12 protein-coding genes are annotated in these 16,890 nt (G+C 65.9%); 5 read left to right on the top strand and 7 right to left on the bottom strand.

Annotated features, from left to right (window positions below):
• Nucleotides 1–2: 2 nt before the first annotated feature.
• The 5 genes from KHN93_RS00240 to KHN93_RS00260 form a co-directional block, all read right to left on the bottom strand.
• Nucleotides 3–2,390 carry a xanthine dehydrogenase family protein molybdopterin-binding subunit gene (locus KHN93_RS00240; protein ID WP_211921424.1) on the bottom strand — a complete coding sequence of 796 codons (2,388 nt, stop codon included), beginning with the start codon at nt 2,388–2,390 and terminating at the stop codon, nt 3–5.
• On the bottom strand, nt 2,387–3,379 hold the full coding sequence (locus tag KHN93_RS00245; protein WP_211921426.1) for an FAD binding domain-containing protein: 993 nt from the start codon (nt 3,377–3,379) through the stop codon (nt 2,387–2,389). The genes KHN93_RS00240 and KHN93_RS00245 overlap by 4 nt, the downstream gene beginning before the upstream one ends.
• Nucleotides 3,376–3,912, bottom strand: a complete 537-nt coding sequence (locus KHN93_RS00250) for a (2Fe-2S)-binding protein (protein ID WP_211921428.1) — start codon at nt 3,910–3,912, stop codon at nt 3,376–3,378. The genes KHN93_RS00245 and KHN93_RS00250 overlap by 4 nt, the downstream gene beginning before the upstream one ends.
• Before the next feature lie 63 nt (nt 3,913–3,975).
• Nucleotides 3,976–5,103, bottom strand: coding sequence for an NADH-dependent flavin oxidoreductase (locus KHN93_RS00255; protein WP_211921430.1), 1,128 nt, complete (start codon nt 5,101–5,103; stop codon nt 3,976–3,978).
• A gap of 566 nt (nt 5,104–5,669) precedes the next feature.
• Nucleotides 5,670–6,566 carry a LysR family transcriptional regulator gene (locus KHN93_RS00260; RefSeq protein WP_104561539.1) on the bottom strand — a complete coding sequence of 299 codons (897 nt, stop codon included), beginning with the start codon at nt 6,564–6,566 and terminating at the stop codon, nt 5,670–5,672.
• Between the two features lie 233 nt (nt 6,567–6,799).
• Between KHN93_RS00260 and KHN93_RS00265 the strand changes: the two genes are divergently transcribed.
• The 4 genes from KHN93_RS00265 (at nt 6,800) to KHN93_RS00280 (ending at nt 11,682) form a co-directional block, all read left to right on the top strand.
• Nucleotides 6,800–7,648 (top strand): SDR family NAD(P)-dependent oxidoreductase, encoded by an 849-nt coding sequence (locus KHN93_RS00265; protein WP_211921432.1) that lies wholly within the window; start codon nt 6,800–6,802, stop codon nt 7,646–7,648.
• Between the two features lie 446 nt (nt 7,649–8,094).
• Entirely contained in the window at nt 8,095–8,493 is a 399-nt protein-coding gene (locus KHN93_RS00270; protein ID WP_211921434.1) for a BlaI/MecI/CopY family transcriptional regulator, read from the top strand.
• A gap of 2 nt (nt 8,494–8,495) precedes the next feature.
• The gene (locus tag KHN93_RS00275) at nt 8,496–10,340 is read left to right on the top strand and encodes a M56 family metallopeptidase (protein WP_211921436.1); all 1,845 of its coding nucleotides are present in this window, start codon (nt 8,496–8,498) and stop codon (nt 10,338–10,340) included.
• Nucleotides 10,341–10,551: 211 nt separating this feature from the next.
• The gene (locus KHN93_RS00280) at nt 10,552–11,682 is read left to right on the top strand and encodes a saccharopine dehydrogenase NADP-binding domain-containing protein (protein WP_211921438.1); all 1,131 of its coding nucleotides are present in this window, start codon (nt 10,552–10,554) and stop codon (nt 11,680–11,682) included.
• A 428-nt stretch (nt 11,683–12,110) separates the two neighbouring features.
• On the opposite strand, the gene KHN93_RS00285 is transcribed toward KHN93_RS00280, so the two are convergent.
• Nucleotides 12,111–12,899 (bottom strand): DUF1868 domain-containing protein, encoded by a 789-nt coding sequence (locus KHN93_RS00285; protein WP_211921440.1) that lies wholly within the window; start codon nt 12,897–12,899, stop codon nt 12,111–12,113.
• 10 nt (nt 12,900–12,909) lie between these two features.
• The gene (locus tag KHN93_RS00290; protein ID WP_425600164.1) at nt 12,910–15,573 is read right to left on the bottom strand and encodes a TonB-dependent receptor; all 2,664 of its coding nucleotides are present in this window, start codon (nt 15,571–15,573) and stop codon (nt 12,910–12,912) included.
• Nucleotides 15,574–15,678: 105 nt separating this feature from the next.
• On the opposite strand from KHN93_RS00290, the gene KHN93_RS00295 reads away from it, so the two are divergent.
• The gene (locus KHN93_RS00295; protein WP_211921442.1) at nt 15,679–16,836 is read left to right on the top strand and encodes an ROK family protein; all 1,158 of its coding nucleotides are present in this window, start codon (nt 15,679–15,681) and stop codon (nt 16,834–16,836) included.
• Nucleotides 16,837–16,890 lie beyond the last annotated feature (54 nt).

Consider the following 16,890-nt stretch of genomic DNA (forward strand, 5'->3'; position numbering starts at 1 on the left):
GCTCATCGTGCGGCGAGCTTGTCCAGCGTGATCGGCAGGCTGCGGATGCGTTTGCCGGTGGCATGAAAGACGGCATTGCCGATCGCCGGTGCGACGCCGACAACACCGATCTCACCCACGCCCTTGCCGCCAAGCGCGCTTGCCTGCAGGTCGGGAATGCCCACGGAGATGACCTCAATGTCAGGCACGTCGGCATTGACGGGCACCGCATAGTCGGCAAAGTTCGCATTGACGGTGCGACCGTCGCGCTGATCGATGTGGCCTTCCTCGAGAAGCGTCTGCCCAAGCCCCATGATCATGCCGCCGATCCACTGGCTCTCGGCCAGTTTCGGATTGAAGATGCGCCCGCTATCGAATGCCGAGACCATGCGTTTGACGCGGATCGTGCCGAAGTCCTCGTCGACGCGGACCTCGACAAACTGCGCACACCAGCTGTGCGCCGAGACGCCGCCTTCCAGCGCGGTTTTCAGTTGCGCGAAACTGCGATCGGCCTCGTTCTTCATTTGCTCGGTGGCATCTGCGGCGAACGTATTGCCTTCGACCGCCAGGCTGCTCTTTCCGACCGCCTTGAGCAGGTCGGCAATGGCGATACCGCCACGACGGCGCCGCGCGGGCCGGATGTAGCCGTCCTTGTAGACGAGTTCGGCAGGTCTGGAGCCCGCCAGCGGCGAGCGCGGGTCGGTCACTGCAAGCGCCAGCAGGAGCGCACGCGCATTTCGCGCTGCACGGTCGACTGCGCCGGCCAGGTTGTTGGCTTGCTGCGAGCCACCGGCAAGCGCGGAGCGGGGCAGCACGGTATCGCCCAGGCGAACCACGACATTTGCGACAGGCACGCCCAGGGCCGCCGCAGCGGTTTGCGCAAGGATGGTGTAGGTGCCGGTTCCGATATCGGTACCGGCGCTGAGCACCTCGATCTTTCCGCTGTCGTGAAACACCAGCCTGGCTTCACTGGCGGTGCGGATCATCGGATAGGCGCCTGCCGCCATGCCATAGCCGATCAGCTCGCGACCCTCGCGCATCGAGCGCGGTTGCGGGTTGCGCTTCCACCAGCCGATGGCTTCTGCGCCAGTCGCATAGGCTTGGCGCAGCTGCCGTGTCGTCCACGGCAACTTGCTGCTGGGATCCATGTCGGCCCAATTGGCCAGGCGCAAGGTGATCGGGTCCATGTCCAGCGCATAGGCCAGCTCGTCCATGGCGCTCTCCAGCGCGTAGGCGCTCGGATTCTCGCCGGGGCCGCGCTTCCATCCGGGCACGACGGTGTGCACCGGAACCACGCTCAGCCGGGACGAAAAGTTCGGTGTGGCATACATGATCTTGGTGACGTTGTTGCAGGCCTCGACATGCACCTCGTCGATCGCCGTCTCGTTCCAGCTCTCGTGGACGATCGCGCTGATTCGTCCATCCTTCGATGCACCGATGGAGAGCGTCTGCCGCGTTGCAGGGCGCCCGCCCAGGCCGGTAAAGGTCTGTGGTCGGGTCAGCGAGACCTTGACGGGCCTACCCAGCTGCCGCGAAGCCGCGCATGCCAGGCCCACATGCGGATGCGCGCCGATCTTGGAGCCGAACCCGCCGCCCACGTAAGGCGAGATGACCCGCACCTTTTCGATATCGATGCCCAGCCATTCCGACACCACGCGTCGCGCGCCTCCCACCCATTGGCTGGGTTCCCAGACGGTGATCTGGCCGTCCTGCCACGAGGCGATACAGGCATGCGGCTCCAACGGCACGTTGTATTCGCGAGCGGTTGTGTACATGACATCGACCTTGACCTCGGCGCTGGCCAGCGCTGCCGCTGCATCGCCCCACGTCGCCCCCATCGCATCGACAACCTGCGCTGTCGCCTTGGGATCGTTGAGGTCCAGAATGGGCGCGGCATCTTCGTAATCGATCTTGAGCAGGCTGGCCGCTTCGGTTGCCTGCTCGAAGGTGTCGGCGACCACGAGCGCGAGATGCATGCCGTTGAATCGGATCACATCGTCCTGTAGTGGCGTAAATTCCTCGGTCGCGCCGCCGCCCTTGCTGTAGACCGTTGGCTTGTTGAGCTTCAAGGGATGCTGCGGGGTGTAGACATCGATCACCCCGGGCAAGGCCAGGGCAGCCGATGTGTCGATACCGACCACACGCCCGGCGGGACGGGTGGATTGCACGGTGACGCCGTAGGCCATGTTCGGCAGCGTCTGTTCGATTGCGTAGCGGGCATTGCCCGTGACTTTCAACGGGCCTTCCGCGCGCGACAGGCGCGCACCCAATGGCGATTGGGTGTCGGCAGGCACACTTGCGGCGGCTTCCTCACCGGCCAGGCCAACGCCGGTGGCGGCAACCGTCACTGCACCCACGCCCAGTTTGATGAAGGTGCGGCGGTCAAGTTCCAGTTCGGTCTTGCGGGTCATGCGATGCCTCCTACCTGCATCAGAGCGCGTGCCACCACGCTGGGCGTCAGAGCAATCTTGAACGCGTTGTGTCCGCTCGCCTTCGCGTCGTCGACCGATGCTGCGGCTGCAGTGCGCAGCGTTTTCTCATCGAGCACGGCGCCGTTGAGCAATGCTTCGACCTGGTGCAATCGCCAGGGCTTGGTTGCGACACCACCTACGGCGATGCGCGCCTGCCGAATGGTGGTGGTGTCGGCTTCCATTTCTAGACCGACCGCGGCGCTGGCTGCAGCGAACTCGTAGGACGCGCGATCACGGACCTTGAGATAATGCGAGCGCTTCAGTGCGGATGAGCGCGGGATTTCAATCCCGACGATGATCTCGCCCGGTCGTAATGCGTGCTCAAGATGTGGCGTCTGCCCTGGAAGCAGGAAGAAGTCATCGACCGGAATCCGCCGTTGCGTGGATCCCTGGAGAAGGACCACCGCATCGAAGGCCACCAGCGACACCGCAAGATCGCCCGGATAGATGGCGATGCAGGCATCGCTGGTTCCGAACACGGCATGATTCCGGTTCATACCGTCCATCGCAGCGCATCCGGAGCCGGGGTTGCGCTTGTTGCAGTTCGAATAGGCGCCGGGGTCGCGGAAGTAGGTGCAACGGGTCCGCTGCATTAGGTTGCCGCCAATGGATGCCATGTTGCGCAATTGCGCAGAGGCAGCACGCCACAGGCTCTGGGACAGCGCAGGAGCGAGCTGCTGGATGTCGGGGTGATCGGCAACCCTGCTCATCTTGGCAAGCGCGCCGATACGGATGACATCGGCCGAGATCGCGATGGTGTCCAGGCCGTGGAGTCTGGTGAGATCGACCAGGCGTGCAGGGCGCTCGACGTTGAGTTTCATCAGATCGAGCAGGGTGGTTCCTCCGGCAAGGAACTTCGTCTCCGGTTTGCTGCCTTCGGCAATCGCCATGGCGGCATCCTGTGCACGCAGGTAGTCGAAGCTCCTCATCGCACGGTCTCTTTCTCAAGGCGGCCGGCCGCATCGCGCACGGCCGCGACAATATGGGGATAGGCGCCACAGCGACAGAGATTGCCGCTCATGTACTCGCGAATCTCGCTGTCAGTACTTGCGTGACCTTCGCGGATGCAGGCGACGGCCGACATGATCTGACCAGGCGTGCAGTAACCGCATTGGAAGGCATCGTGTTCGACGAATGCACTCTGGACCGCGTGCATCACACCATCGGGCCCCTGCAAGCCCTCGACCGTGGTGACCTGATGGCCCACTGCCTGGACCGCCAAGGTGAGACAGCTCAGGACGCGTTCGCCATCCAGATGCACCGTGCAGGCCCCGCACTGTCCGTGGTCGCAGCCCTTCTTCGTTCCCGGCAGGCCGGCATGTTCGCGCAGCGCGTCGAGCAGTGTTGTACGCACGTCGACGCGAAGTTGGTGGTGCTGGCCATTGATGTCGAGCGTCAAGGGAAGGGTTGCTGACATCGCATTTCCTTTTGAAGGTGGGGCTAATGGATCGCGCGTGGGCATCGGGCTTGCGGCCGTGGCCGGTATTCCCACTGCCGGCCGGCCAACACCACATCTCCGCTGGACTCAGGCGGCTTTTCGAACGTTGAACCACCCTGTGGTGCTCGCGATAACCGCCCAAAGCTTGGCGGGAATGGCAAGACGCTGAACGTCGGACGCGGCGATATCGAATGCGACCTCTCCCTGTGCATCGCACGTCGCGAAGTCGACCCAGTCCGGATTCATCACCAGCCCCTGGCCGACCGCGACCACACCGACTCCCGCAGCAAGCGCGTCCTCGGCGTGTTCCGGTGTCCGGATCTGGCCGGCTGCAATGAGCGGCACGCGGCCAGCCAGATGATCCCGCAGGACTTCAATGATCCTTGGGCCGTCGGGTGCATCGACCGGGCGCGCTTCAAGCGCATCCCCCAGCGACACATGCAGATAGTCAACACCGCTATCGATCAGGCGATCGACCAGCGCGAGCGATTCGGCAATGCGTAGGCCGTCCGCATGCGGTTCGTCGACGGTGATGCGATAGCCCAGCACAAACGGTGTGCTGGCATGGCGTGCAATGGCGTCACGAACGGCCTGCACCACCGCGACAGGAAAGCGCATGCGGTGATCGAGGGAGCCGCCCCAACGATCGGTCCGGCGATTGAAATGTGGGGACAGGAAGTTCTGCAGCAGGAACCCGTGCGCGCCATGCAGCTCGACACCGTCGAAGCCTGCCTCGATGGCACGACGGGTTGCCTCGCCGAAGGCGCGCACAACGCCCTGGATTTCCTCATCGGCAAGCGCGCGCGGCACGACTGCCGGGGCATAGGGGCCAGCGTCGCCGGCAACCGCACTTGCGGCAACAATGTCCGAGACCAGTTCCGGGCTGGTCTTGACGCCGGCGTGGAAGAGTTGAAGGATCGCCGGCGCACCCCCGCTCTTGGCAGCGGTTGCAAGCCGCCTCAGGCTGGGAATGAAGCGGTCGTCATACGCGGCGAATTCGTCGGTGAATCCGATCCCGTTTTTCTGCACATGCGTACAACCGGTAATCACCAGTCCCACGCCTCTGACACGTCGCCGGTAATAAGCCTCCTCTGCATCGGACACCGTGCCGTCGGCATTGCCAGCCCATGTGGTCATCGGAGCCATCGCGATGCGGTTGCGCAGCGTCAGGCCATTGCCAAGCGAGAAAGGTTGGAGAAGCGCTGTTGAATTCATTACAGGGGTTCCATCATTTGCAAGAGTTGAAAGCTGTTTGTCCGAGTTCTTGAAAGATCAACGTCCTCAAAGCGCCCGCTCGCCTGATCGACAGGGCGATGGCGCTGGAGCACACCGAAACGTCCACAGAGAAAGTGATCCGGCATCGGCGCACGCTCACCACAACGGCGCCCGGTGCAGACGCCAACCGGGGCTACCAATGCTCCAGGCAGTTCGGTTCCAACCCCCATGCTTGCCAGGATCGGGTTCGAGTTGGAAAGGCCCGGGTTACCGGGTTTGGGAGACTGCATGGTCTGGATTCCTGCTCAGATACGCGCACACGGACGGTGACCCTTGCGCGCGTTGTCGAGATACCAAGACCATGGACACGGTGATGGGCCGTGCTTGCACACGTGCCTGATCGGGTTCGGGTCTTGAGCGGCGATACGCTGGGAAGACTTGCCCGAACGACGATAGGCCGTTGGCGATTAAGAGACTAGATGGCTAATTTCGAATGTGCCTAGAAGGCCGTTTTCTTAGTCGGCCGTATTGGCCGAGTGCCGGCGTTGAGCCGGCCTGCAGCGATGTCAGGGGCGGCGGTAGCGAAGCGCTTCTAGTACCAGCGCAAACGCCGGCGCGTGCTGTCGGCGGCTCGGGTAATACAGGTGATATGCCGGCCGTGGCGGCGACCAGGCACCAAGCACCTGCACCAGTGCGCCGTCTTCGAGGTCGGCGGCCACCTGGTCTTCCGGGAGATAAGCCAGGCCCAGGCCGTCCAGCGCTGCCTGGTGCATCATCCGCAATGAACTGAAAGTGGCCCGGCCGTCGATGCGCACCTTCAATTCGCGCCCGCCCTTGTAGAACTCCCACGCGTACGTCCCCCCATGGGTGGGCAGGCGCAGCCTCAGGCAGCTGTGCTGCGTTAGATCGTTGGGGCTGACGGGGCGTTTTCTGTTGGTGAAGTAGGCGGGCGCCCCGACGACGGCGAAGCGGAAATCGCGGTTGAGCGGCACCGAGATCATGTCCTTGTCGACCTGCTCGCCCAGCCGCACGCCTGCGTCATAGCGGTCGGCCACGATGTCTCTCAACGCGTACTCGCTGATGATTTCGATGTTGATGTCGGGGTATTCGCGCAGCATCGGCGCAAGCCGCGGCCAGAGAATGGTTTCGGCAGCGTGCTCGACGGTGGTGATGCGCACCGTGCCCGCCGGCTTGTCGCGCATGCTGCTGAGCGCGGCGATCTCGATTTCGATTTCGTCAAAGTGCGGGCCGATGCGGTTGAGCAGGCGTTCGCCGGCCTCGGTGACCGACACACTGCGCGTGGTCCGCGTGAGCAAGGTGAGACCCAGGCGCGCCTCGAGCGTTCGAACCGTATAGCTCAGCGCCGACTGCGAGACCCCCAGTTGGGCGGCCGCCCTTGTAAAGCTCTGCTCGCGCGCGACTGCGATGAAGGCCAGGAAGTCGTTGACGTTATCTCGGCGCATTCATAAATCCAGTTTATAGGTGCATGCGGATTATATGGGCTAATCAGTTAATTGGCCTTGCGCTATGTTGCATCCAACAGCTGCCGATTGGCCAGCAGAACACACATGGCCATTGCAGATTCCGTGCGCGGGCGCTGCACGCGTAGCAGTCCCGCAGGGCTGCAGCTACCACGTCCTTTCACCACCTGCGCGATGCGTGGGTGACAGCCGATCAACACACAGAGATAGATCTCATGACCGACAACAACGTTTGGTTCATCACTGGCACCAGCCGAGGGCTGGGGACCGAAATCGCCCGGCAAGCATTGGACGCCGGCCACCGCGTCGTCGCCACGGGGCGCAATGCCGATAACGTATCGAAAGCGATCGGGTCACACGACAATCTGCTGGCTATCGCGCTCGATATCACCGACCCGCACGCCGCGCAGGCCGCAGCGCAGCTCGCGGTCGATCGCTTCGGTAGCATCGATGTGCTTGTGAATAACGCAGGCAACTTCTACGCCGGTTATTTCGAAGAGATCAGCGACGCGCAATTCCGGGCGCAGATGGAGACGAACTTCTTCGGCCCTTTGAATGTCACGCGCGCAGTTCTGCCGATCATGCGCAAGCAGCGCAGCGGTCAGGTGATTACCGTCACCTCCACCGCCGCCTTCGTGGGCATGGAATTTTGCGCAGCGTATGCGGCCTCCAAGTTCGCGCTGGAAGGTTGGGTCGAGTCGCTGCGTTATGACGTGAAGCCGTATGGCATCGAGGTGATGGCGGTCGAGCCGGGATTCTTCCGGACCGAGCTGCTGGTCGAAGGCGCCTCGACGATCTGGCCCGAACTCTCCATCGAAGACTACGCGGCGCGCACGGCGCAGACGATTGCTGCATGGAAGGGCGTGAACGGCCAGCAAGGTGGCGATCCCGTAAAGCTCGCCGCCGCGCTGGTGACGCTGTCCGACGCCGACGAGCTGCCACTGCGCTTTGTGGCCGGCGCCGACGCCATGGACATCGTCGAAGCCGATCTGAAAACCGTTCAAGCGCAGATCGATGCGCAACGCGACTTGTCCGCGTCGCTGTCCTTCGATGCAGCTGCGTAGACCCATAACGCGTCTTTGCTGATCGCTGCATTGATGCCATCGCAACTGACAGGACGTTTTGCGCTGCTGACCGGTACGAACAGCAGAATCGGGGCGGCGACAGTCGCCTCCCCAGCCTATCGTCCGTTCGGGTCGTGCAGTCTTGAACGGACCTTGTTTCCCTGGCAGTAGTGCAAAGATCGCACGCAGCCCCTCCAGCTGGTTGGCCATCCTGGAAGTCGGAGCCAGCCATGGAGTGGGCGCGTGCGCTTTCGTAGAGCTGTGTGCAAGAGCCACGGAGCAGTGGAGCGGCCGGCTCTTCATTCTCAGCCCTTGCCTGCAGCGTGCTCCCACGCACTCCCGCGTGCCGCCGAATCCGCACCGCGGCGACGCTCTCCTTGCCAGCCCTGCCATCCGACCTGTTGACTACAGCTGTCGTCACGCTTACGGTAGCGACAACTGTAGTCATGGAGAACGGCATGCGTGGCAAGACCATCGGGGACCAGGAGCTGGCCCTGTTGCAACACATCGAGGAACAACGGCAGGCCAGTGTCGGCGAAGTGGCGGGCGCGTTCGGTGAGCCGCGTGGGCTGGCGCGCTCGACCGTGCTGACCATGATGGAGCGCTTGCGCGCCAAGGGCTTTCTGCGTCGCGAGCAAGTGGACGGCATGTACCGCTACAGCGCCACCAGCGGGCAGGACGCGGTGGTGCGCTCGGCGGTGGGGCAGTTCGTGGAAAAGACCTTGCAGGGCTCGGTGTCACCGTTCGTGGCGTGGATGTCGCAGCGAGCCGAGGTCAGCGACAGCGAGCTGGCCGAGCTCGAAGCCCTGGTCGCCAAGCTGCAGTCGCAGCGCAAGGAGGATTGAGCATGTCGCCGATGATCGAAGCCTTGCTTTGGAGACTGGGCGCCACCAGCGTGCAGACCGCCGTGCTGGCGTTGGCGGTGTGGGCGCTGTGCCGCAGCGTGCGGCGGCTGCCGGCCACCACGCAGACCTGGCTATGGTGGCTGGTGGGAGTGCAGGCGGTGATCGGCCTGCTGTGGAACGCGCCGCTGCAGTTGCCGGTGTTGCCCGCAGCCACGTCCACGCCTGCCTTGATTGCCGGCGACAGCCTGGCGCCGATGGTGATGGCCAATGCCACTGCATCCGGCACCAGCGCGGTCGCCAGCGCGGGCGCGGTAGACGTGCTGCAGGGTGCAAGCGGTCCGTCCTGGGCGCTGTGGCTGGCCGCGTTATGGGTTGCCGGCGTTGCAGTGATGGCGCTCGGCACGTTGCGCGCATACCGACGCAGCCGTGCCCTGGTACGCGCTGCCGCACCGTGCACCGATCGCGCCCTGGTCGCCGCACTGCGCATGGCCGCAGAAGCGCATGGCCTGTCGCAGCCGCCGGAAATACGGCTGTCGCAGCAGATCGTCTCGCCGCAGTTGATCGGGCCCTGGCGCCCGGTCTTGCTGCTGCCCGCCGCACGCCTGCCGCACATGGCCGACGACGATCTGGACATGGCGCTGACCCATGAACTCATCCATCTGCGCCGGCGCGATCTGTGGTGGGGCTTGCCGCCGTCGCTGGCCCAGCACCTGTTCTTCTTCCACCCGCTGGTGCATCTGGCCGCGCGCGAATACGCCACCGCCCGCGAGGCCGCCTGCGATGCCGCGGTGGTCGCAGGCCACCGTCATTGCCGCCACGACTATGGCCGGCTGTTGCTGCAACTGGGCGTGGCACCGCGCCCGCACGGCGGCGTGGCCAGCGCCTCACCGTCCTTCCTCAGCCTCAAACGGAGATTGCTCATGTTGCAGAACCCGACCTCGTTCCCGCGGTTTGGCGCGGCCCTGATCCTGGGCGCGGTGGCCATCACCGGCGTGCTGCCGCTGCGCCTGGTGGCGATGCCCGCGGCGCCGGCTGTTGCTGCCGCATCAGCGGCCGCACCCGCCAAGCCAGCTGCCGGCGTGTCCAGCACAGCGGCACCGGCCACCGCCGCCGCTGCAGCTGCACCGGCAACTGCGGCAGCAACCGCCGCACCGGCAAACGCGGCCGCACCGGCTGCAGCGGCGTCATCCACCAGCCAGACCTTCACCACCACCTCCACGCACGGCCAGATCAACCTGTCGCATGACCCCGACCGCGATGCCTACGTGCTGCTGCAGGGCAACGACAGCGTCATGAATGGCTCGGTGGACGATCTCAAGCATGTGCGTCGTCTGGCCGGCAAGGATGGCCAGCTGATGTGGTTCCGCAAGGATGGCAAGCAGTACGTCGTGCGCGATCCCGACACCTTCAAGCGCTTGAATGCGGTGTATGCGCCAGTCACCAAACTGGGCCAGGCGCAGGGCGCGCTGGGCGAGCGCCAGGGCGAGCTCGGCGAGCAGCAGGGCGAGTTGGGTGCGCAGATGGGTGAGCTGGGTGCACGTGCTGCCGACGCGGCCGCAAAGCACGTCAATGCATCCTTGCTCGACACCGATGCGCGCACACAGCAGGCCGCCGAGCGTGCGGCGCGGGAAGCAGAACGCGCAGTACGTCAGGCCGAACAGGCCATGCAGCGCAGCGGCGCCCAACAGCGGATGCAGGCGCTGGCCAGGCAGCAGGCAGCGCTCGCCACCGAGCAGGCAGATCTGGCCAGCCAGCAGGCCGCTGCCAGCGTCCGCGCCGACAAGGAAGCCCAGCGCATCATGCGCGAGGCGATCGCACAGGGGCTGGCCACGCAGATCGAGGGCTGATCGCCGCAGGCCGCTGCTCGCCGAGACTGTGCAGCACGCGCAGACGGCCAGCAGCTGGCGCCCTCTCGGCCGGAGGCAGTGACTGGCGTCAAACCGGCTCGGCGCCGCACGCGCCATGCAGGCACGCGCGGCGGGCGACACACAGCGCTGGTGACTCGGTGACCCCGTTGCTCGCCGATACTGTGGAGCAGGCGCAGACGGCGAGCAGACAATGACGTACCGGGTGGTGGTATTGGGGGGCTTCGGGCATTTCGGCGCGCGCATCGTGCGGGCGCTGGCGGCGACGGCGCAACTGCAGGTGATCGCGGCGGGACGGCATCCCGGCGATGTGGCGGCCCGGTGGCCGGATGTGGCGCCCGGTCGCATCGCGTGCTGTCGCCTGGATATCGACGCAAGCGATTTTGCCGCGCAATTGGCGGCCACTGCCGCCGATGCGGTGGTGCATACCGCAGGCCCGTTCCAGGGCCAGGATTACGCCGTGGCGCACACCTGCCTGCAGGCCGGCATGCACTATATCGACCTGGCCGACGGCCGCGCGTTTGTCCGAGATTTCGCCGCGGCAATGGACGCAGCGGCAAGGCAAGCGCAGCGTGTGGCCATTAGCGGCGCCAGCACCTTGCCCGCGCTGTCGAGCGCGGTCATCGATGCCTTGCTCCCGCGTTTTTCAGCGTTGCATGACATCCGCATCGTCATCGCACCCGCGCAAGGCACACCGCTTGGCCTGGCCACCGTGCGTGCGGTGCTGTCGTACTGCGGCACGCCGTTCGCATGGCTGCATGAGGGCCGCCGGCAAACGGTGGTGGGCTGGGCCAGACCCACGCGCGTGCAGTTCGCCCAGCTCGCGCCGCGGCTTGCGTCGCCGTGCGATGTGCCCGATCACGATCTGCTGCCACCGCGCTATCCGGGCGTGCAGAGCGTGCAGTTTCGCGCCGCGTTGGAGGTGCCGTTCCTGCAGCGCTGCCTGGCCGGTGTCGCCTGGCTGCGTCACCACGGCGTGCCATTGCCGATGGCGCGCCTGGCCGATGTGTTTGCACGTGCGGCACGCTGGTTTGATCGCTTCGGCACCGACCTCGGTGGCATGCGCGTGGAGCTGCGTGGCATGAGCCATCCCCAGACCGGCGATCCCCGGCCGCTGCGACTGCAGTGGGACCTCACCGCTGCGATGCTGCACGGCCCGGAGATTCCCTGCTTCGCCGCAATCCTGCTGGTGCGCAAGCTTGCCGCAGGGCAGGCATTACCGATCGGCGCGCATGCCTGCATGGGCTTGTTGACCCTGGCCGAATTCGAGCAGGAGTTTGCAGCGTGGCAGATGGTGACCGAGGTGTCGGACGTGCGTGTCTGAGGACATGTCGTGCACGACCGCTGCAGACGCACGCATCACCACACTGTGCGCAACGCCTAACACCAGTACGTCCCAACCAACGTGCCAGGGAGCAGAGCTCCTCTCCCCACGGGAGCGGGGTTGGAGTGAGGGTAGGGCCGCTAAAGATTTCAACGTCCTCCATCAACCACGCGCAACGTGGTTGCCATCACATGCAGCATGTAACGCGCTGCAGACGACTGTAAAAACCAAATAGTGTGGTTTGGCGCTATTGCAGATACGCCCGGCGATTGCGAATGGGCGAGGGTACGTACCCTCACCCCAAACCCCTCTCCCGAGGGGAGAGGGGCTTTACAGCGCTGCGCGTCCGTACACACGGCCAATGATCAGCTTGCAGCGCCGCAGCAGGTGTCGTTACACGCACAACAGATGGCCATACGCACTCAACGTCACACCTCGCGGATCGTACGAAACGCATACATGTCGCTGAACGTGCAGAAGTGGAAACGCGGCACCGTGATCGGGCCGGCGGCAGCCAGGCGCTTCAGCCACACGCCCACCGCACCGTGGTAGTCCGCCTGTTCGTCGGCATCGAGCGTCTCGCACAGATAGGCCAGCGAGATGTGGAACCGGTAGTGGCTGTAATCCGGGCGCTGCAGCAGCGTCAGCGCCATCAGCCCTTTGCGCGCCGTCTCCAGCCGCTGCGCGGTGGCCGCATCGGCAGGCAGCAACGGAATCAGCAGATTGTCGTTGCTGCCGGTCATGGCCGCGCTGGGGTCGACCACAAACCGGCACGCTCCCAGCGGCGTGGTGTTTCGCTGCTGCAACCGCGACAGGAAGCTGGCGTTGATGTCGGCCAGCGCCGCATCGCGCGCCAGATCGCTCGGCCACGGCCCGTGTGCGCGGTCGGTTTCATTGACCCCGCCCAGCAAGGTCACGTGATAGCTGCTGGGCGGCAGCACGGCGAGCTTGTTGGCAAAGCCGTGCTCGGGCAGCTCGCGGTAGATGTCCAGCACCCGGTCGAAGCTGGCGTAGCCATCGCCCTGCTGCTCGAGATGGCCGACAAACGTGTTGCCGGCAAACGGCATCGGCCGCCTGGAGCGCAGGAACTTGCGGCCCACATCCGCGGGCGGCGCTGCACCGGCAAGCGAGGGTAGTGCGGTTGCCAGCAACGAGGCGCCGGCGGCGCCGGTGAGCAGACGACGGCGGCTGAAGGTGGTATCCAGACATGACGACATGCGTAGCTCCTCAAAGTTTGACGTTGACGCCGACCATCACGGTGGGGGCCATCTTCCAGGCCGATTGCACATACTCCTGATCGCGGCCGATGCGGTATTGGTAGCCCTGGCCAGCCAGGTTGAGCACGTCCAGGCTCAGCGACACCGCCGGGGACACGTCCCAGCCCAGTTTCAGATCGATGCGGTCCAGCGGCTGCTGGTAACGGTTGCGATAGAACTCCTGCAGGCTGCTGTAATTGGGAAAGCGGTCATCCCACAGCTCGCCGGTGCGGCTCCAGGCCAGCGTGGCGCGCAACGGCCCACGGGCGTAATTCAGGGTCAGATTCCACAACTGCCTGGGCTGCTGCGGCAGCACGTCCAGGGTGGTGCGGGTGCCATCGCCGAGCACCACCGGGTAGTCCACGTCCAGGAACGTGACATTGGCGGTCACCGACAAGCCGGCCAGCGCAGGCAGCCACGGCCCCAGCTCCTTGATGGCCCCCAGCTCGGCACCGCGCAGGCGCACCGGCCGGTCCACATTGCGCGGCTGGGTGACCAGCACCTGCTCGCCGTCGATGCTGTCCATCTGGCCGTAGCGGAAGATTTCATCGTCGATGGTCTTGTGGAACAGCGCGACCGACAGCAGGCTGCCGCCGTCGTCAAAGCTCCAGTCGTGGCCAAGGTCCAGATTCTGCGAGCGGCGCGGCTGCAGGTCCGGGTTGCCCTGGTTGAGCGTGGGCGGTGTGCTCCCCAGCGTGAGCACGCCGCCGTTCAAGGCCATCTGGTCCAGGCGCGGGCGCCCGATCGAGCGCGACACGCCAACGCGCAGCGTGCCGTTGGCGCTGGTCTGCAGTTGCCCGCTGAGCGATGGCAACCAGTTGCGGTAGGTGCGCACCGCGCTGACCGGTGTCCAGGTGGTTCCGCTCAGCTGCTGGCCGGCGCTGGCAAAGCGTGTCTGTTCCAGACGGATGCCGCCAGCCAGCAGCCAGCGCTCGCCGCGCCATTGCGCCTGGGCAAAGCCGGCACGCACCTGTTCGTCGACGCCGTAGCTGCCGCTGTTCTGCGCGGTGGTGTCCACCACCCCGCGCGCCTGGCCGGCCAGGGCATCCCAGCGTGCGTCGGCCAATGCCGGGTCGATGGTCATCATCTCCCTGTTGCAGCCCAGGGCGCAGGTCGGGCGGCCCAGCACGTCGGCCAATGTGTCGGGCAGGCCGTTCCAGGTGGTGCGCTGCACAGTGGTGCGCATATGCGTGCGGACCTGCCGTGCGCCCACGGCCAACCCCAGCCCGCGGCTGTCCTCGTCCATGTTGCGCCGCAGCTCCAGCTGCAGGTCGCCAATCCGTTCGGCGTAGCCGGTGCGCTCCTGCTGGTGATAGGCGTTGGGGTAGCGCGCCGGGTCATCAGCCAGGGCCGGGTCCAGGGGCGTGAAAGCGGGCAGGGTGCCGCTCCAGTCGAACCCGTACCCCAGGCGATTTTGCTGGAAGCGGTCCCAGGTCTGCGGGTTGTCCACCGTGGCGCGCGAGGTGCTCGCGCGCAGCGCGGCGCGCCACTGCGCCGGCAACTCGGCCAGCAGCTCGCCATTGATGCCCGTCAGCGCGCGCTTCCAGCGCAACTGCCCCAGTTCGACGTATTGATTGAGGTTGTCGAGCGTGCCGCTCTGCGCGCCGGTGCGGGTCAGCCGTGCGCTGTTCTGCACCTGGGCGTTCTGGGTATTGCGGTCCGAGGCCTCACGCTGGCGGAAGCTGTAGCCGGACACATGGCCGCTGAGCGGCCCCTCCGGCTGCCAGTCCACGCGTGCGGTCAGGCCGCGCCGTTCGCGGGTGTTGGCGTAGTTGTACCAGCGCCGTTCGCTGGGAACCGCAGCGCCGGTGCCGCCGTAGGACACCGGATCGCGCGTGCCGTCGGCGGCGTACCAGTTCAAGCCGCCGCCGTTCTCCTGCTGCGGCACCGAGATCTCGCGCCGCCACTGGCTGGCAGCGCCCAGGAAGGCGAACTGCCCGTCGCGACCGAAGCGCTTGCCCCATTTCAGATCGCCCTCGCCAACCGGCGAGCGGCCGCCGTAGCGGCTGCCCATCAGGTTGGCGCCGCCCTTGGCCGAAAAGGTGAGCAGGCCGTCCGGGCGGCCGAAGCCGGTGGCGGTGACCAGGTTGGTGACGCCGCCGATCGCGCCGCCATCGTTTTCCGGCAGGAACGACTTCACCACATCGATGCGGTCGACAAAGTTGGCCGGCAGCACATCCATCATCGCCTGGCGGCTGCCGATGTCGTTGCTGGCAAACGCAAAGCCGTCGATCAGCATGCTGTTGTAGTTGCCGTTGAGGCCACGCACCGTCACGTAGCGCGGCTCGCCCTGGTACTCCACGGTGCTGACGCCGGTGACCCGGCGCAGCGCATCGCCCACATTGAAGTCCGCCAGCTGCCCGATGCTGTCGGCGGCGACCGAGTCCACGACGGTGGGCGCGGCCTGTTTGGTGGCGATGGCGCGGGTGTTCTGCGACTGGAACGAGGTGCGCACCTGCACCGCATCCAGGGTCTGCGGCGAGGCATCGGCGGGCGCCTCGGCGGCCTGCGCCGGCGCGTGCATCCAGCCCGAAACGGCCATGCCCAGCGCAAGCGACAATGTGCGACGCTGCGCGATGCAGGCCGGGCCGGGCAGATACCGGAAGCCAGAGGGAGAGCGATGAAACAGACGCATGGCACGATCCGCACTGTCGGGCAGCCCCAACGTGGTGGCCGCAAGCCGATTAAATTAATCTGCTTAATTTAAGCTTATGTGACACCACCGGTTCTTTTGCCTTCCATGTCTTCCTTCTTCGCCCACGCGGCCATTCGTTCGCATTACCGCCGTCGTAGCGACGGCCAGGCCGCCGGTTCCAGCGAGCGCGCGCTGCTGGATCTGATCCGTAGTGCCGGCCAGCTGGCGCGTGCGGATCTGCCGCGTGCCAGCGGGCTCAGCGTCCCCGGCACCAAGGGCATCATCGACCCGCTGGTCGCACATGGCCTGCTCCAGCTCGGCCCGTCGTTGCGGCGGGGGCGCGGTCAACCCAGCGTCGAGCTGAGTCTGGTGCCCGACTATGCATTCAGCATGGGGGTCTCGTTGATGGTCGATGGCATCGCGGTGGTGCTGATCGACTTCGCCGGGCAGGTGCGCGGCATGCGCCAGCTCACGGCGTTCCCGCTGACGCTGGACCTGGTCGCGGCGCAGTTGCCGCACCTGGTGGAGCAGTTGCTGCAGGCGGCCGGTGTCGACCGGCAGCGGCTGTTCGGGGTGGGCGTCAGCATGACCGGCCCGCGCATCGGCGATGGCACGCGGGTCAATCCGCCGCTCACGCTGGCCGCCGAATGGATGCAGGTCGAGCTGGACCGCTTCATCGCCGAACGCCTGCAGTTGCCGGTCTGGATGGACAACGACGCCCATTGCGCCGCCCTGGCCGAAGCCTTGTACGGGGTCGGCCGCCAGTCGCCGGATCTGGTCTATCTGACCATCGCCGACGGGTTTGCCGCAGGCGTGATCGCGGCCGGCAGCGTGCACCGCGGCGCGCACGGCAACGTGGGCGAACTGGGGCGCATCTCGGCCATCACCGGCAGTGCGCGGCCCACGCTGGAAACCCTGCGCCAGGCGCTGGTCGCCGATGGCCACGCGCTGCCGGACCTGCACACCATGCTGCAGCACTACGATCCGGCATGGCCGCAGATCGAGGCCTGGCTGGATGCGGTGCAACCCACCGTGACCCTGGCGGTGGCGGCGATCATCGCGTTGATCGACCCGCGCGTCATCGTCTTTGGCGCGCGCCTGCCGGCAGATCTTGCGCAGCGGCTGATCGCCCGCGTCGCCTTCGAGCCGGCGCCACGGCGCGGCGTCGCATCGCCGTATCCGGCATTGCTGGTCGGGCAGGTGCAGGCACACGCCACGGTGCTGGGTGCGGCCATGCTGCCGTTCAAGGAAACGCTGTTCTAGCGCAGGCGATGGACCAGCCGGCGTAGCGCGCCGGCGTTGCGCCGGGGCATCGTT

The sequence above is a fragment of the Xanthomonas arboricola pv. juglandis genome, assembly GCF_905367715.1.
Lineage (GTDB): Bacteria > Pseudomonadota > Gammaproteobacteria > Xanthomonadales > Xanthomonadaceae > Xanthomonas > Xanthomonas arboricola.